Below are 18077 nucleotides of genomic sequence, written 5' to 3'. Positions count from 1 at the left end.
CTCGGCCACCACCCCCACCGGAGCCCGCCGAATGACCGCACTCCCACATCTCGAACCGTCCGCCGCCCAGCGTTCGATGTGGTTCGGCCAGCGACTCGACGAGGCCGCCGCCTACAACGTCGGCGAGTACACGGAGATCCACGGCCCCGTCGAGCCAGACCTGCTGCGCACAGCCGTACGACGGGTGGTGGACGCCACGGAGACGCTGCGGTCCCGCTTCGCGGCCGCCGACGACGGCGTGCGGCTACTCGTCGACGCCGAACCCGTGTGGTCGACGGCCGAACCCGCGTGGTGGATGCCTGTGGTCGACACGTCGGACACCGGGACCGCCGGACAGTGGATGGCCGACGACTTCGCCACCCCCTTCGATCTGGAGCGGGGTCCCCTGTTCCGCTACGCGCTCCTGCGGATCGCCGACGACCACTGGATCTGGTACCAGGCGTACCACCACATCGCCGTCGACGGCTTCAGCTGCTCCCTGATCGCCCGCAGAGTGGCCGACGCCTACACCGCACTCGCCGAGGGCGCACCGGACTCTCCCGAGCTTCCGGTTTCCCTCGATCAAGGGCGATTCCTCCCGCCGACCGCGCCCCTCGCCCCGCTGGCCGCCGCGGACGAGGCGTACCGTGCGGACGGGCGGCACGCGCGGGACCGGGAGTACTGGACCCGCGCGCTCGCCGACCGCCCCGACCCCGTGGGCCTGGCCGCCCGTCCTCCGCACGTCGCCGACCGCTTCCTGCGCCGCACGGGTCATCTCCCCGCTCCGGCGGGCGACTTGGTGCACGCCGCCGCCGAACGCGCCGGAACCCGCTGGTCCCGGGTGGTCCTCGCGGCCACCGCCGCCTATCTGCACGGACTCACCGGAGCCAGGGACATCGTGCTGGGCCTCGCGGTCACCGGCCGGGAGAGCGAGGTCGAACTCGCCACCCCGGGCATGGCGTCCAACGTGCTTCCGCTGCGGCTGTCCGTACGCCCGGACACCGCCGCCGGCGACCTCGTGCGGCAGGCCGCCCGCGCCAGCCGCGACCTGCTCGCGCATCAGCGCTTCCGGGGCGAGGACCTGCGCCGGGCACTCGACTGGCCGCAGGACGGGCGCCGTTTCTTCGGCCCGGTCGTCAACATCATGGCCTTCGGACCGGAGTTGCGCTTCGCCGGGAACCCGACGACCCGCCACAACCTGTCCACGGGCCCGGTCGAGGACCTGGCGGTCAATGTCTACGACCGCGGGGACGGCAACGGCATCCGCGTCGACCTCGACGCGAGCCCCGAGCACTACTCCGCTGCCGAACTCACCGCGCACCACCGCCGTTTCGTCCGCTTCCTGGAACGGTTCGCGGCGGCGGCCGTGGAGTCCGGCACGGTGGTGGGCCGGGTCGAGGCGTCCCTGCCCGGAGAGGAGTCGCGGCTCGACAGTCCCGCCCCCGTCGTCGTACGCGGCGGCGGGGTTCCCGCGCTGTTCGCAGCCCGCGTGGCCGCCGATCCCGACGGCGTGGCCGTCATCCACGGCGACCGCACGACCACGTACCGACAGCTGGACGCACGCGCCAACAGGCTCGCGCATCGGCTGCTGCGGCTCGGCGTCCGGCCGGAGGACCGGGTCGCGGTCCTGATGCGCCGCTCCGACGACCTCGTCACGGCCCTGCTGGCCGTCCTCAAGGCGGGCGGCGCGTACGTCGGCCTCGACCCGCGCGCCCCGGGGGCGCGCACCCGGCGGATCCTCGCACAGACCGGCGCGGCGGTGCTTTTGACCGACGGCGACGGTGAGGCGTACGACGGCCTGCGCGTCGTCTCCGCCACCGACCCGTCCCTCACCGGCGAGCCGGACACCGCCCCCGGTGTGCGCGTGCACCCGGACCAGCTGGCCTACGTCAGTTTCACGTCCGGCTCCACCGGTACGCCCAAGGGCGTCGCCGTCACCCACCGGGACATCACCGCGCTGGCGGCCGACTCGGCGTTCGGCGGCGGCGGGCAGGCCCGGGTCCTCGTCCACTCGCCGATGGCGTTCGACGCGTCGACGTACGAGATGTGGGTCCCGCTGCTGGGCGGGGGCACCGCCGTGGTCGCAGGCCCGGACGAGGACGTGGACGCCGCCGCGGTGGCCCGGTTGACGGCGCGGCACGGGCTGACGGCGCTGTGGCTGACCGCCGGGCTGTTCCGGCTCGCCGCCGAGCAGGACCCGGGCTGTTTCACCGGGCTGCGTCAGGTGTGGGCCGGCGGTGAGGCCGTCCCCGCGGCCTCGGTGCGCAGGGTGCTGGCCGCGTGCCCCGGGCTGACCGTCACCAACGGCTACGGCCCGACCGAGACGACCACGTTCGCCACCTGCCGTCCCTGTACCGACGCGACCGCTGTGCCCGACGCACTGCCCATCGGGCGCCCCTTGGACGGCATGCGCTGCTACGTCCTCGGGGGAGGCCTGCGACCGGTTCCGCGCGGTACGGTCGGTGAGCTGTACATCGCCGGGCCCGGGGTGGCCCGCGGCTATCTCGGCCGTCCTGACGCCACCGCCGAGCGTTTCACCGCCGACCCGTACGGCCCGCCCGGCGCCCGCATGTACCGCACCGGTGATCGCGTCCGGCTGACCGAAGACGGCGAGCTGGAGTTCCACGGGCGGGCCGACAGCCAGGTCAAGCTGCGTGGCTTCCGCATCGAGCCCGGCGAGGTCGAGGCGGTCCTGGCCGCGCACCCGGCGGTCGCCCAGGCCGTTGTGCTGGTCCGGGAGGACCGCCTGATCGCCTACGCGGTTCCGGCCGGCGGCACGGACCCGGACGCCTCGCGCCCCCACCAGGCCCCGAACACGGACCCGGACGCCCTGCGGATCCACCTGGCGGAGCGCCTGCCCGACTACATGGTCCCCGCCGCCGTCGTACGACTGGACCGGCTGCCGCTGACCGCCAACGGCAAGCTGGACCACGCCGCGCTGCCCGCCCCCTTCGTACAGAGCGGCGGCAGCCGTGCCCCGCGCACCCCGCTCGAGGAGACCTTGTGCGGTCTCTTCTCCGACGTCCTGGGGCTGCCGGCCGTCGGTCCCGACGACAGCTTCTTCGCCCTCGGCGGCCACTCGCTGCTCGCCCTGCGCCTGATCAGCCGCATCCGCGACACTTTGGGCGCGGAGCTGACCCTGCGCCACGTCTTCAGGGCGCCCACGCCGGCGGCGCTGGCCGACACGGTCGACCCGGCTGCGGTCGTACGGCCGGTCTCCCGGCCGGTGCCGGGGGCCGTCCCTGACCGGGCTCCGCTGTCGTCCGCGCAGCGGCGCTTGTGGTTCCTCGACCGGCTGGAGGGGGCAGGCGCGGCCTACCACGTCCCGCTGGCCGTACGGCTGAGGGGCGCGGGCCTCGATCCGGACGCCCTGAGCGGGGCACTGGCCGACCTGGTCACCCGGCACGAGATCCTGCGCACCGTCTACCCGGACGTCGACGGCACCCCGCGTCAGCGGCTGCTGGACCCGGGTACGGCCAGGCCCCAGCTCCCCAGTGAACGAGCCGAGGCGCACGAACTGCTCCAGCGGCTTGCCGAGTTGACGGGCCAGGAGTTCCGGCTGGCCCACGACATCCCGATCCGCGCCCACCTTCTCGCCCTCGGCCCCGAGGACCACGTCCTGCTGCTGGTCCTGCACCACATAGCCGCCGACGGCCGCTCCCTGGACCCCCTGGTCAGCGATCTGTCGACCGCTTACCGGGCCCGGTGCGAAGGCCGGAAACCCGACTGGGCACCGCTGCCGGTGCAGTACGCCGACTTCGCCGTCTGGCAACGGCAGCACCTGCTCGACGAGATCCCGCTGGGCCCTCAACTCACCTACTGGCAGCAGACCTTGGCAGGGCTGCCCGACGAGCTCGCGCTCCCTGTCGACCGTCCCCGCCCGGCCCGCGCCACCCACCGGGGCGGCGACGTCCCGCTACGACTGGATCCGGTGCTGCACGGGCGGCTGCGCGCACTCGCCGCGGAAACCGGTACCACACCGTTCATGATCGTCCAGGCAGCGCTCGCCGCCCTGCTGACCCGCCTCGGCGCGGGCACCGACATTCCTGTGGGCACGCCCGTCGCGGGCCGCGCCGACGAGGTACTGGATGACCTGATCGGGTGTTTCCTCAACACCCTCGTCCTGCGCACCGACACCTCCGGCGCCCCCACCTTCCGGGAACTCCTCGGCCGGGTCCGGGAGACCGATCTCGCGGCCTACGCCCACCAGGACCTGCCGTTCGAGCAACTGGTCGAGACCCTCAACCCGCCTCGCTCGACGGCCCGGCACCCCTTGTTCCAGGTGATGCTCGCCTTCCGCCCCGACAGCGCCGAACCTCTCGTCGAACTGCCGGGTCTCACCGCCGAGGCGGTCCCCGTGGAGACAGGCGCCACCAAGATCGACCTCACCTTCAATCTCGGCGAGCACCTCACCCGCGACGGCTCCCCAGGAGGCATCGAGGGCATCCTCCAGTACAGTGCCGACCTCTTCGACCGCTCTACGGCCGAGGAAATCGCCGCCCGGCTCGAGCGGCTGCTGCGGGCCGCCATCGAGGATCCCGACCGGCCCGTGGGGACGCTGGACATCCTGGGCGCGGACGAACGGCGACGCCTGCTCGTCGAGTACAACGACACCGCGCGGGACGTGCCGGAGACGACCTTCCCCCGGCTGTTCGAGGCATGTGCGGCCGAGCGGCCGGACGCGGTGGCGGTGTCGGACCCGCAGACCGACCTGACGTACCGGCAACTCGATGTGCGGGCCGATCGATTGGCTCGGGCACTGGCCTCGTACGGCGCCGGGCCGGGCGCCGTCGTCGCCTTCGCGCTGCCCCGATCCGTCGACATCGCGGTGGCCGTGCTGGCCGTGCTCAAGGCGGGCGCGGCCTACCTGCCGCTCGACCCGGAGCATCCCGCCGAGCGCACCGCGTCTGTACTCTCCGACGCCGGCCCGGTGTGTGTCATCGCCCGGGAGCCGCTGGACGTCGTCTGCCCCGTCATCAGCCCAGAGGCGCAAGCCCCCGCCTTCGAGGGCGAGTTGGCGAAGGCCCGACCCGCAGACCCGGCCTACCTGATCTACACCTCGGGCACCACCGGCCGCCCCAAGGGCGTCGTCGTCGAACACCGCAACCTCACGACGTACGTGACCCGTTGTGTCGAGGCGTACCCGAGCCTGCGCGGTGCCTCGCTGCTGCACGCGACCATGACCTTCGACGCCACGGTCACGACGCTGCACGGCGCGCTCGCGGCCGGTGGCCGGGTGCACATCGCGGCCGTGCACGAGGCGGGCTCCGAGCCGCTGCCCGAGGGCTGCACGTTCCTCAAGGCCACGCCCAGCCATCTGGCGCTGCTGCCCGCTCTGCCGTACGACATCTCGCCCACCGAGGAGTTCATGCTGGGCGGCGAGGCGCTGGTGGGCGAGGCCCTGCGCGCCTGGCGGCGGGGCCACCCCGGCGTCCGGCTGATCAACCACTACGGCCCCACCGAGGTCACCGTCGGCTGCACCGACCACCGCATCGACCCCGGAGACGACCTGCCGTCGGGACCGGTGCCCATCGGGCGCCCCATGTGGAACACCCGCGCGCACGTCCTGGACGACTGGCTCAACCCCGTCCCGGTCGGTGTCGAGGGCGAGTTGTACGTGGCCGGCGACCTGGTGGCCCGGGGGTACCGGAACCGGCCCGGCCTGACCGCCGAGCGGTTCGTCGCCGACCCGTACGGCCCGCCGGGCACCCGCATGTACCGCACCGGTGACCTGGCCGTGCGCCGCGCCGACGGCTCCCTGATGCTGCGTGGCCGGGCCGACAGCCAGCTGAAGATCCGGGGCCTTCGGATCGAGCCCGGCGAGGTCGAGGGCGTGCTCTGTGCCCACGGCGCGGTCGAGCAGGCCGCGGTGGTGGTGCGCGAGGATCCGGCCGGAACACGGCGGCTGGTCGGATACCTGGTGGGGAAGGCCGAGGTCGACGTCACGGACGTACGGGCGTACGCGGTCCGGCAGTTGCCCGACCACATGGTCCCGGAGGCGTTCGTGGTGCTGGACGCCCTGCCGATGACGCCCAACGGCAAACTGGACCGCGCCGCCCTGCCGGCCCCCGAGGTGCGGATCGGGAGCCGGTCCCCGCGCACCGCGTCCGAGGGGGTCCTGCGCGACCTGTTCGCCGAGGTGCTGGGGCGTGACCCGCACGGCATGGGCGCGGAAGACTCCTTCTTCGACCTCGGCGGGGACAGCATCGCCTCCATCCACCTCGTCAGCCGGGCCCTCGCGGCCGGGCTGCGGCTGACCCCGCGGGATGTGTTCGAGCACCGCACGATCGCCGGCCTCGCCGCGCTGGCCGCGACCCGCCCGGCCCTCTCACCGGGGCCCGCGCGGGAGTCGCGGGTCGGTGACCTGCCACTGACCCCGGCCATGCACCGGTTGCGCGAACGCGGCGGCCCCGTCGGGTCGTTCAGCCAGTCGCTGCTCCTGGTCACCCCGGCGGGGGCCGACGAGAAGGGGCTGGCCGCCGCGTTGAAGGCGGTGCTGGACCACCACGACGTGCTGCGGCTTCGGGTGGCGACGGAGGGTGACTGGACGGCGCACATCCCGCCGGCCCAGGGCCCACCGGTCCCGCTGGAGCGGGTCGGCGTGCCGGACGGCGACTTCGAGGGCGCCCTCGAACCGTCCGTCCCCCGACTGCGTCCGGAGCAGGGTGAATTGGTGCGCGCGGTCTGGTACGACGCCGGGCCCGACCGCCCGGGTCGCCTGCTGCTGACGATCCATCACCTGGCCGTGGACGCCGTGTCCTGGGGTATCCTCCGGGCCGACCTGGCTGTGGCCTGGCGGGGAGACGAACTACCGCCGCCCGGAACGCCGTTCAGGCACTGGGCGCGGCTGCTCAAGCGTCAGGCGGAGGCGCGCGAGTCCGAACTGGACATCTGGCGCCGGATATTGGAGGCGCCCGATCCGACGCCGGGCATTCGGCGCCCCGACCCCGCACGGGATGTCGTCGGCGCCCTGCGCCACCTCACCCGCGGCCTGGCGCCCGCGCCCACCGCCGACCTGCTGACCACGGTGCCCGCCGCCTACCACGCCGGCCCCGAAGACGTCCTGCTCGCCGCCCTCGCCCTCGCCTTCGCCCGCACGCGGGAGCACCCTGCGCTGCTGGTGGACATCGAGCGGCACGGGCGGGAGGACCTGGCCGAGGGGGTGGACCTCTCCCGCACGGTGGGCTGGTTCACCAGCGTCGTCCCGGCCCGCCTCGACCTCACCGGGCTCGACCTGGAGGATCCCGCACAGATCCTGCGCAGCGTGAAGGAGCAGCTGCGTGCCGTCCCCGACCACGGCATCGGCCACGGACTGCTCCGCCACCTGAACCCGGAGACCGGTCCGGTCCTCGCCGCCCTCCCGACACCGGGGATCGGCTTCAACTACCTGGGCCGCACCGCCGGCGAGCGGTCCGGCGGCTGGTCGGTCGCCCCCGAGGAACTGCCCGGCGCGCTGGCCCTCGGCGCCGCTCACGACCCCGCCCTGCCCGTCGCCCACGGCCTGGAGATCACCGTCGCGGCCGACGAGAGCGGGCTGCGCGCCACCTGGTCCTGGGTGCCCGGCATCTGGTCCGAGGACGAGGTGAACGCCCTGGCCGGGCGGTGGTTCGACGCGCTGACCGACCTTTCCCACGCCACCCCGGCGGGCGGACACACCCCGTCCGACCTGCCGCTGGTGTCGCTGTCCCAAGCAGAGATCGACGAACTCGAAGCCGAGTTCGGAAGCGAGTGGAGGTAACCCACGGTGACCCGGTCCGGAATCTCCGATGTCCTGCCCCTGTCGCCGTTGCAGGAGGGGCTGCTCTTCCACGCCCAGTACGACGACGACCAGGCACCCGACGTCTACGCCGCCCAGCAGGTGCTGGAGCTGACGGGCGCGGTCGATCCCGCGGCCGTACGGGCCGCCGGACAGGCGCTGCTCGACCGGCATCCCAACCTGCGTGCCTGCTTCCGCCGCCGGGACGGCGGCGCGCCGATCCAGATCGTGCCCTCAGACGTCGAACTCCCTTGGGCCGAGGCGGACTTGTCCGCGTACGACGAGAACGGGCGGGAGGCTGCCTGGCAGCGGCTGCTCGACGAGGAGCGCGTCCGCCGCTTCGACCTGGCCAGGCCGCCGCTCCTGCGCCACCTGCTCGTGCGGTGGGCACCGGACCGCTACCGGCTGGTGATCACCAACCACCACATCCTGCTGGACGGCTGGTCCAAGCACCTGCTCTTCCGTGAGTTCGGCGCCCTCCACTCGGGCGAGCACCCGGCAGCGCTCCCGCCCCCGCCGTCGTACCGCGACTACCTGGCCTGGTTGGGCCGGCAGGACCGTGCCGCCGCGGAAGCGGCCTGGCGGGACGCCCTGTCCGGCCTGAGCGCACCCACCCTGCTGGCCCCCGGGGCGCCGACCGCGCCGGTCCTTCCGCACGAGCTGATCGTGGAGCTGCCCGAGGAACTGACCGCTCGCGCCGAAGCGACCGCGCGGGCGGTCGGGGTCACCCTCAACACCCTTGTCCAGGGCTCCTGGGGCGTGCTGCTGGGCCGGCTGACCGGCCGCGGCGACGCGGTGTTCGGCCAGACCGTCACGATCCGCCCGCCCGAGCTGGCGAACGTGACCTCGCTGGTCGGCTTCTGCATCAACACCGTTCCCCTCCACGTCCGCTGGGACGACGCCGACACCGTCGCCCGGTTCCTCACCCGCCTGCAGGACCGGCATGCGGCCCTGCTCCCGCACCAGTACCTCGGTCTCGCCGACATCCGGCGCGCGACCGGCGCAGGCGACCTCTTCGACACCCTGCTGGCCTTCGAGAACCACCCCGCCGCCACGCACACGTCACAGGTCACCCTGCTCGCCGGCCGCGACGCCACCCACTACCCGCTGACCCTCGCCGTACTGCCCGGCCGCCGGCTGGCCCTGCGCCTGTCCTACCGGCCCGACCTGTACGACGAGACCGGCGCCCGCACCCTGCTGGATCGTTTCGCCACGGTCCTGGCGGCGCTGTCCGCCGACCCTTCACGGCGGGTCGGTGAGATCGAGGCGCTGCTGCCGGGCGAGCGGGAGCAGCTGCTGGCCCAGCCGAGCACCGCGGCCGCGCCGCCGGAGGGCACGCTCCCCGAGCTGTTCGCCCGGCAGGCGGCCCGTACGCCTGATGCCACGGCCGTGGTGCACGAGGGCACCCGCCTCACCTACGCGGAACTCGACGAGCGGTCGAACCGTCTGGCCCACCTGCTCGCCGACCGCGGTGCGGGCCCCGAGCGCCTGGTCGCACTGGCGCTGCCCCGCACACCGGACCTGGTGGTGGCCGTCCTCGCGGTGCTCAAGACCGGTGCCGCCTATGTGCCCATGGACCCCGAGTACCCGGCGGATCGGCTGGCCTTCATGCTGGCCGACGCCGACCCGGTGCTGCTCGTCGCGGCGGACGCGACGGCGCCGACCGGGTGCGCGATCCCCGTGGTCACGGTCGCCGAGTCGCTGCACCATCCGTCGGCCCCACTGCGGCTGCCGCCCCCGGACCCGGCCAACACGGCGTACGTGATCTACACCTCCGGCTCCACCGGCCGCCCCAAGGGCGTAGCCGTACCGCACCGCAACGTCGTACGGCTCTTCACGTCCACGCGTCACTGGTTCGACTTCGGGCCCGACGACGTGTGGACCCTCTTCCACTCCTACGCCTTCGACTTTTCGGTCTGGGAACTGTGGGGAGCCCTGCTGCACGGCGGCACGCTCGTGATCGTGCCGTTCGCGGTGAGCCGTGACCCGGAGGAGTTCCTTCGGCTGCTCGTCCGCGAACGGGTCACGGTGCTCAACCAGACGCCCTCGGCATTCGGCGAACTCCTGCGCGCGGACGCCGCCCTGCCCGACACCGGGAACCGGCTCGCCCTGCGGTACGTGGTCTTCGGCGGTGAGGCCCTGGACATGACGCGGGTCGCCGAGTGGTACACGCGGCACCCACAGGACGCACCCGTCCTGGTGAACATGTACGGCATCACCGAGACGACCGTCCACGTCACCGGCCTGCCACTCGCAAAGGAGCCGGCGCGCGAGGGCAGGGGCCGGATCGGACACGCCATTCCCGACCTGCGCGCGTACGTCCTGGACGCGGGCCTGCGACTCGTGCCGCCGGGCACGACCGGCGAGTTGTACGTCGCCGGGGCGGGTCTGGCGCGCGGATACCTGGGGCGGCCCGGGCTGACGGCAGGGCGGTTCGTGGCCGATCCGTTCGGCGCGCCCGGTACCCGCATGTACCGCACGGGCGACCTGGCGCGCCGGTCGGCGGACGGGGAGCTGGAGTACGCGGGCCGCGCCGACGACCAGGTCAAGATCCGAGGCTTCCGCATCGAACCCGGCGAGGTCGAGGCTGCGCTCGCCGGCCACCCTGACGTGTCACGGGCGGTCGTCCTCGTCCGGGACGAACGGCTCGTCGCCTACGTCGTCGCAGCGGCCGTGGACGCCGACACGCTGCGCCGCCACGCGGCACGCACGCTCCCCGAGCACATGGTCCCCTCCGCCGTCGTACGGCTGGACCAGTTGCCGCTGACCGCCAACGGCAAGCTCGACCCCACCGCCCTGCCGACCCCGTCGGCGCAGAGCGGGGGCCGTGCCCCGCGCACCCCGCAGGAGGAGATCCTGTGCGGCCTGTTCGCCGACGTGCTCGGTGTGCCGGCCCACCGGGTGGGAGCCGACGACGCCTTCTTCGACCTCGGCGGCGACTCCCTGCTCGCCATGCGCCTCGCCGACCGGATCCGGGCCGCGCTCGGCACCGCGCTGCCCGTCCGGTCGGTCTTCGACACGCCGACGCCCGCCGGACTGGCCGAGCGGCTGCGTGAGGTCGACGGCGTACGGGGCCCCGAACTCGCGCCGTACGAACGCGGACACGCGCCCATCCCGCTGTCGTACGCCCAGCAGCGCATGTGGTTCATGAGCCGCCTCGAGGGCGGCGGCACCACCTATACCGTCCCCTGGGCCCTGCGTCTGACCGGCTCGCTCGACCCGGACGCGCTGCGCGCGGCCCTCGTTGACCTCGTCGCACGCCACGAACCACTGCGCACCCTCCACCCCGACTTCCAGGGCACCCCGTACCAGCGGATCCTCACCCCGGAGGCAGGCCGCCCGGACCTTGCTGTCGTGCAGACCACCGAGGCCGAACTCCCCGCGCTGCTCACCGCCGCCGCGCGGTCCCGCTTCGACCTGTCGACCGAAACTCCACTGCGGGCCACCCTGTACTCGCTCGACGCCGACACCCACGTCCTACTGCTGCTCGCCCACCACATCGCCGTAGACGGCTGGTCCATGGCACCCCTGATGCGCGATCTGGCGGCCGCGTACGCTGCGCGGGCCGGGGGCGACACCCCACAGCGGTCCCAACTGGCCATCCAGTACGCCGACTTCGCGCAATGGCAGCGCGAACTGCTGGGTTCGGCGGGTGAGCCCGGCAGCCGGATGAGCCGACACATCGCCTTCTGGCGGGAGACGCTGGCGGGCGCGCCGGACGAACTGCCCCTGCCGGCCGACCGATCCAGGCCCGCCGAGCCCAGCGGCGACGGCGACCGGGCCGCCCTCACGATCGACGCCGAACTGCACGCGCGGCTCGCCGGCCTCGCCGCCGATTCCAGGGTCACCCTCTTCATGGTCCTCCAGGCGGGATTCGCCGCACTGCTGACCCGGTTCGGCTCGGGCACCGACATCGTCCTCGGCACGCCGGTCGCCGGGCGCGCCGACAGCAGGCTGGACGACCTGGTCGGCTTCTTCGTCAACAGCCTCACCCTGCGAACGGACACCTCGGGCAACCCCACCTTCCGCGAACTGCTGGGCCGCGTACGGGAGTTCGACCTCGCCGCATACGCCCATCAGGACGTGCCGTTCGACGTGTTGGTGGACGCCCTCACACCCAAGCGCACCCTCGCCCGGCATCCGCTCTTCCAAGTCGTGCTGGCGTTCACCGGACACAACGCGCAGCCGGAACTGGCCCTGCCCGGGCTGGAGGTGAGCGTCGAGACGGTCGAGACCGGGGCCGCCCGCTTCGACCTGTCCTTCTACCTGAGCGAGCGCCGCCACGCCGACGGCGGCCCGGCGGGCATCGACGGCATCGCCGAGTACAGCACCGACCTCTTCGACGCGGCCACGGCCGAGCGGCTGGCGCGAGGGCTGGTGCGCTTCCTGAGCGCCGTCGCCGCGGATCCCGGGGTGCGGATCGAGGACGTGGACCTCGGGGGTGACGACGAACGACGGCCCTTGCGGGAACCGCACCGCGCGGAGCCCGAGGCACTGCCCGCGCCCGCGGCGCAGGAACCGGCGTCCCCGGCCGAGCGCGTCCTCGCCGCGCTCTTCGGTGAACTGCTCAACCTGTCGCACGTCCCCCTCGACGAGGACTTCTTCGCTCTCGGTGGTGACAGCATCTCCTCGATCCGGCTGGTGAGCCGGGCCGCCGAGGCCGGAGTCGTGATCAGCGCCCGGGACGTGTTCAAGTACCAGACGGTGCGAGAGCTGGCGGCGGTGGCCCGGGGGTCCATCGCCGCACCCCAGAGGCCCATCACCGCACCAGGTGCCGCGGACGACGCGGTGGGGCCGGTCCCACTCACCCCCGTCATGCGATGGCTGCTCGAACGCGGCGGACCGATCGACCGGTTCAGCCAGTCCGTTCTGCTGACAGTGCCCGCCCAGGCCGGACCGGACCGGCTGGCCGACGCCCTTGGAACCCTGCTCGACCACCACGCCATGCTGCGCTCACAGCTCACCACCGGCCCGGAGGCAGGGAGCGCGCCGGTCCTGCACGTCCGCCCGGTCGGCACGGTTCGCGCGGCCGACCTGCTAGACCGGCGGGACGTCTCCGGCATGGCCGACCTTCACCCGGCCGTCGCCGAGGAGTTCGACCGGGTCGTCGGGCTGCTCGATCCGGCGGTCGGTGCGATGGTGCGCGCCGTGTGGTTCGACGCCGGAGCGGACCGGGCCGGACGGCTGCTGCTGGTCGTCCACCACCTGGCCGTGGACGGGGTGTCCTGGCGCATCCTCGTACCCGACCTTCGGGCCGTATGGGAGGCGCTCACGGCCGGGCGGCATCCCGAACTACCCGCCGTCGGCACCTCGTTCCGCCGCTGGGCCACGGTGCTCCAGGAGGAGGCGCGGGTGCCGTCGCGGGTCGCCGAGGTCGAGCTGTGGCAGCGGATCGCCGCCGCCCCGCACCTCCCGCTGGGCTCGCGCCCGCTGGATCCCGACCGGGACACCACCGCCACGACGCGCTCGCTGCGGCTGACCCTGCCGGCCGACGTCACGGGCCCGCTGCTCACCACGGTCCCGTCCGTCTTGCGTGCCAGTGTCCAGGACGTCCTGCTCACCGGCCTCGCCCTGGGCGTCGCCGACCGGTACGGCTCCCCGCACGTCGTGCTCGACGTCGAGGGCCACGGCCGGGAGGAACTGGCGCCCGGACTGGAATTGTCCCGGACCGTGGGCTGGTTCACCTCGCTGTACCCCGTGCACCTCGACCTGACCGGCGTGGACGTGGCCGACGCGCTGGCCGCCGGGCCCGCGGCCGACCTCGCCGTCGGCCGGGTCGCCGAGCACCTGCGGGAACTGCCGGACCACGGCGTGGGCTACGGCCTTCTGCGCCACCTCGACCCGGACACGGCACCCGAGCTGGCCAAGGTGCCCGCTCCGGCGATCGGCTTCAACTACCTCGGCCGGTTCACCGCCCCCGACCCCAGCGGCACCGTGCCGTGGGCCTTCGCCCCCGAGTCGGCGGCGCTCGGCACCGGTGCCGATCCGGATCTCGCCGCCGCGCACGTCCTCGAAGTCGGCGCGGTCGTCCGCGACACCGGCGCCGAACCCCAGCTGCTGGCCCACTGGTCCTGGCCCGACGGTGTTCTGGCCGAGCCGGAGGTGCGGGCGCTGGCCGAGTCCTGGTTCGCCGCCCTCACCGCGCTCGTCTCCCGCAGCGGCGACGCGGTCGGCCAGTCGGTCGCGGGCCTGTCGGTGGCCGGCATCGGCCGGGACGAACTGGACGAGCTCACGGCGGGCCTGGACTCCTGACCGAGGGACGAGTTGACCGAGGGACGAGTTGGACGAGACAGCGAGACGAGATGACGACATGACACAGCCCGCGCCGGCCGACGTACTCCCCCTCACCCCACTCCAGGAGGGTCTGCTCTTCCACGCCCTGTACGAGCACGAACGGGACGCCGCCGACGCGTACGTCGTACAGCTGGTTTTCGAGCTCGAAGGCCCGGTGGACTCCGGCCGTTTGCGCGCCGCCGCCCAAACCCTGCTGGAGCGCCACCCGAACCTGCGGGCGGCCTTCCGGCGGCGCCGTGGCGGCCAGCCCGTGCAGGTCGTCCCGCGCCGGGCGACCCTGCCGTGGGCGGAGGTCGATCTGACCGAGCCGGGCATCGACGCCGAGAAGGCCTGGACAGAGCTGCTGGACCGGGACCGGGAGCGCGGTTTCGACCCGGCCACTCCGCCCCTTTTGCGCTGCACCCTGGTCCGCACCTCGGAGCGGCACCACCGGCTGCTCGTCACCCACCACCACATCCTGCTCGACGGCTGGTCGGTCTCGGTGCTCCTGCGGGAACTGCTCACGCTGTACGCCGCCGGGGACGCCCCGGCCGGCCTCGCGCCCGTGCCGCCGTACCGCACCTTCCTTCACTGGCTGGACCGCCAGGACCGCAGTGCCGCCGAGGCCGCCTGGCGGGACGCGCTCGCCGGGGTGACGGAGCCGACCCGGCTGGCGCCGGGGGCGGACCCGGGCGCGGGCGAGCCGGCACAGGCCCGGACCGAGCTGTCGGCGGAGTCCGGAGCCGCGCTCACCGCACGCGCCAGGAGCCTCGGCGTCACACTGAACACCTTCGTCCAGTCCGCCTGGGCGATCCTCCTGGGCCGGCTGACCGGACGCGACGACGTCGTCTTCGGTACCACTGTCTCCGGCCGCCCGGCCGAACTCCCCGGCGTCGAGTCCATGGTCGGCCTGTTCATCAACACCGTCCCGACCCGGATCCGGCTGCGCCCCGCCGACCCCGTCGGCCGCCTGCTCCACGAGGTCCAGGACGGCTACGTCCACCTCCTGGACCACCATCACCTCGGGCTGGCCGACATCCAACGGGCCGTCGGTGTCCCGGAACTCTTCGACACCCTCGTGGTCTTCGAGAACTACCCGGTGGATCCGGCGGCGGCGGGTGGCGGTGGCGCGCGCACCGGCGGGGACGGCGGGATCCGGCTCGTCGGTTCGAGTGGTCGCGACTCCACCCACTATCCCGTGACCCTGGTGGCCCTTCCCGGCCCCCGCCCCCGGTTCCGGCTCGCCTACCGCACCGGGCTGTTCACCGCGGACTGGGCCGACGCCACACTCGCCCGCCTGGTGCGGATCCTGGAAGCCATGGCCGCCGACCCGGAACTCCCGCAAGGTCGGCTGGAACTCCTGGCTCCCGAGGAACGGCCCCGCCGCAGCCCGTTGCCGCCTCCCGCACTGCGCACGCTCCCCGAACTCTGGGCCGCCCAGGTCGCCGCCACCCCGCGGGCCGACGCCGTGCTCGACCGCGGCAGCCGTCTCACCTACGCCGAACTGGACGCCCGGGCCACGCGGTTGGCCCACCGGCTCACCGCGCTCGGTGCGGGCGTGGAGCAGGTCGTCGGCATCGCGCTGCCCCGTACGGCGGAGCTGGTCGTCGCCGTCCTCGCCGTCCTCAAGTCCGGCGCCGCATATCTCCCGCTCGACCCCGTCTACCCGGCCGACAGGCTGGCGTACATCGTCGCCGACGCCCGCCCGGTCGTCGTCCTCGCCGACGCCGAGACGGCCGGGACGGTGCCCGAGGGGACACCAATGCTCATCGTCGACGGCGAGCTGACGGACCATCACATCGGCGATTCCGCAAAGGTGTTGACCGACGGCCACGGTGCGAACCCGCCGACACCCGACAACCTCGCCTACATCACCTACACCTCCGGCTCGACCGGCCGCCCCAAGGGTGTCCTGGCCACGCACCGCAACGCCGTCGAGTTCGTCGAGTGGACGCATGCCGCGTTCGGTTCCGGGCGGCTGGCCAAGGTGCTGTTCTCGACCTCGCTCAACTTCGACGTCTCGGTGTTCGAGATCTTCTCGCCGCTGCTGTGCGGGGGCCGCGTCGAGATCGTCGAGAGCCTCCTCGCGCTCACCGACGGCGCTCATCGGGACGCCGGGCTGATCAGCGGCGTCCCCACGGTCATGGCCGCCGTACTGGCCGAACCGCCCGCCGTCGCACCGCACACCGTGGCTCTCGGCGGCGAACCGATCCCCGCACGGCTGCGCGCCGACATCGAGGCCGCCTTTCCCGAGGCACGGCTCGTCAACTTCTACGGCCCCACCGAGGCGACCGTCTATGCCACCGCCTGGCAGTCCGACGTCGACCCCTTCGGCGGTGATCCGCGCGACAACGCCGGTCCGCCCATCGGGCGGCCGCTCGCCCGCAACCACGTCCACCTCCTCGACCACGGGCTGCGGCACGTGCCCGACGGAGCGGTCGGCGAGGTGTACGTGGCGGGCGGCGGCCCAGCCCGCGGCTACCTCGGCCGACCCGGTCTGACGGCCGAGCGCTTTGTCGCCGACCCGTTCGGCGGGCCGGGGGAACGCCTGTACCGCACGGGTGACCTGGCGGTGCGTGGGCCCGACGGCATGCTGCGTTTCCTCGGCCGGGCCGACCAGCAGGTCAAGCTCCGCGGCTTCCGTGTCGAACTGGGCGAGATCGAGGCCGTACTGGCCACGCACCCGGCAGTCGCCAAGTCCGCGGCGACGGTACGACAGGACGACCGCGGCGAGAAACAGCTGGTCGCCTACATCGTCCCGGCCGAAACGGCAGGACAGGCCGCCGAGCCGCAAGCGGAAATGTCGGCTGGGCCCGGCGCACCCAGGACCGGGACGGCCGCCGGAGCCGCCGAACCCACCGGGACCAGGGCCGTCGCCCTACCCGCCGACGACCTCCGCGAGCACCTGGCGCGCGCCCTGCCAGCCCACATGATCCCGTCGGCGTTCGTCACGCTCGACGCGCTCCCTCACACCGCCAGCGGCAAGCTGGACCGCAGGGCGCTGCCCGCCCCCGACAGGGCGCGGACCGCCCGTTGCGCCCCGCGCACTCCGCGCGAGGAGACGCTCCGCGGCGTCTTCGCGGAGGTCCTCGGCCTCGACCCGGCCCGGGTCGGCGTCCACGACGGCTTCTTCGACCTCGGCGGCCACTCCCTGCTGGCGCCCCGCCTGACCTCTCGCATCCGCGCCGTACTCGAGTGGGACGTGCCGTTGCGCGCCCTCTTCGACACACCGACGGTGGCAGCGCTGGCCCGCCGACCGGACGGGAGCACCGAAGACTCGGCTCCGTTGGGCCCGCTGCTACCGCTCCGGACCCGGGGGCACCGCGAGCCCCTGTTCTGCCTCCCGCCGGCCTCCGGACTGTCCTGGGGTTTCGCCGGTCTTGCCCGCCACCTCGCCCCCGGCCGCCCGCTGTACGGCCTTCAGTCCCGGGGGCTGATCCCGGGCCGGGAGCCGGCCGCCACCCTGGCCGAGGCGGTCGCCGAGCACACCGCTCTCATCCGCGAGACCCAGCCGCACGGCCCGTACCACCTGCTGGGCTACTCCATGGGCGGACTCGTCGCGCACGAGGTGGCCGTCGGCCTCCAAGCGGCCGGTGAGGACGTCGCTCTCCTCGCGCTGCTCGACGCCTTTCCCGGCAGCTGGATCCGGCAGGGCCCCGCCCCGTCCGACCGCCCGGCGCTGCTGCGCAGCCTCCTGGCCATCCTCGGGCGCCAGGTGCCCCCACCCGAGGCCGGGCCGCTGACGGACGCCCGGTTCGCGGAGCTGATCCGTGGCGTGCCCGACATGCCAGGCAGCCTGAGCGACGCCGAACTGGCGGCGCTGGTCGGCGTAACGGCGAACAACCGCCGTCTGCTGGGCGAGTTCGCCCCCACGACCTACCGCGGCGACCTGCTGTTCTTCACCGCCGCCCAGGATCCGGACGCGGTCCCCGGCCGGTACCGCGCCTGGCAGCCGTACGTCCGAGGCCGCATCGCCAACCACGACATCCCGTGCGCGCACGGGGAGATGACCGGTCCGGCGTCGCTGGACCGGATGGGCCCGGTGCTGGACAGCCACCTCGCGAGGTGA

The 18077-nt window shown here is 73.7% G+C and carries 3 protein-coding genes; all 3 read left to right on the top strand.

Annotated elements, in window-relative coordinates; translation table 11 throughout:
- The first annotated feature begins 31 nt into the window (after nt 1-31).
- From D1369_RS40680 to D1369_RS40670, 3 genes are read left to right on the top strand one after another with little or no spacing between them, the layout of a single operon-like run.
- Complete coding sequence (locus tag D1369_RS40680) at nt 32-7717, top strand: non-ribosomal peptide synthetase (protein ID WP_118083056.1); 7686 nt, start codon at nt 32-34, stop codon at nt 7715-7717.
- 6 nt (nt 7718-7723) lie between these two features.
- Entirely contained in the window at nt 7724-13987 is a 6264-nt protein-coding gene (locus D1369_RS40675; RefSeq protein ID WP_118083055.1) for a non-ribosomal peptide synthetase, read from the top strand.
- A 58-nt stretch (nt 13988-14045) separates the two neighbouring features.
- Nucleotides 14046-18077 carry a non-ribosomal peptide synthetase gene (locus D1369_RS40670; protein ID WP_118083054.1) on the top strand — a complete coding sequence of 1344 codons (4032 nt, stop codon included), beginning with the start codon at nt 14046-14048 and terminating at the stop codon, nt 18075-18077.

This window comes from Streptomyces sp. CC0208, assembly GCF_003443735.1.
Classification (GTDB): Bacteria; Actinomycetota; Actinomycetes; order Streptomycetales; family Streptomycetaceae; genus Streptomyces; species Streptomyces sviceus.
The sequence above is the reverse complement of the archived record's forward strand: the minus strand, read 5'-3'. Positions and strand labels throughout refer to the sequence as shown.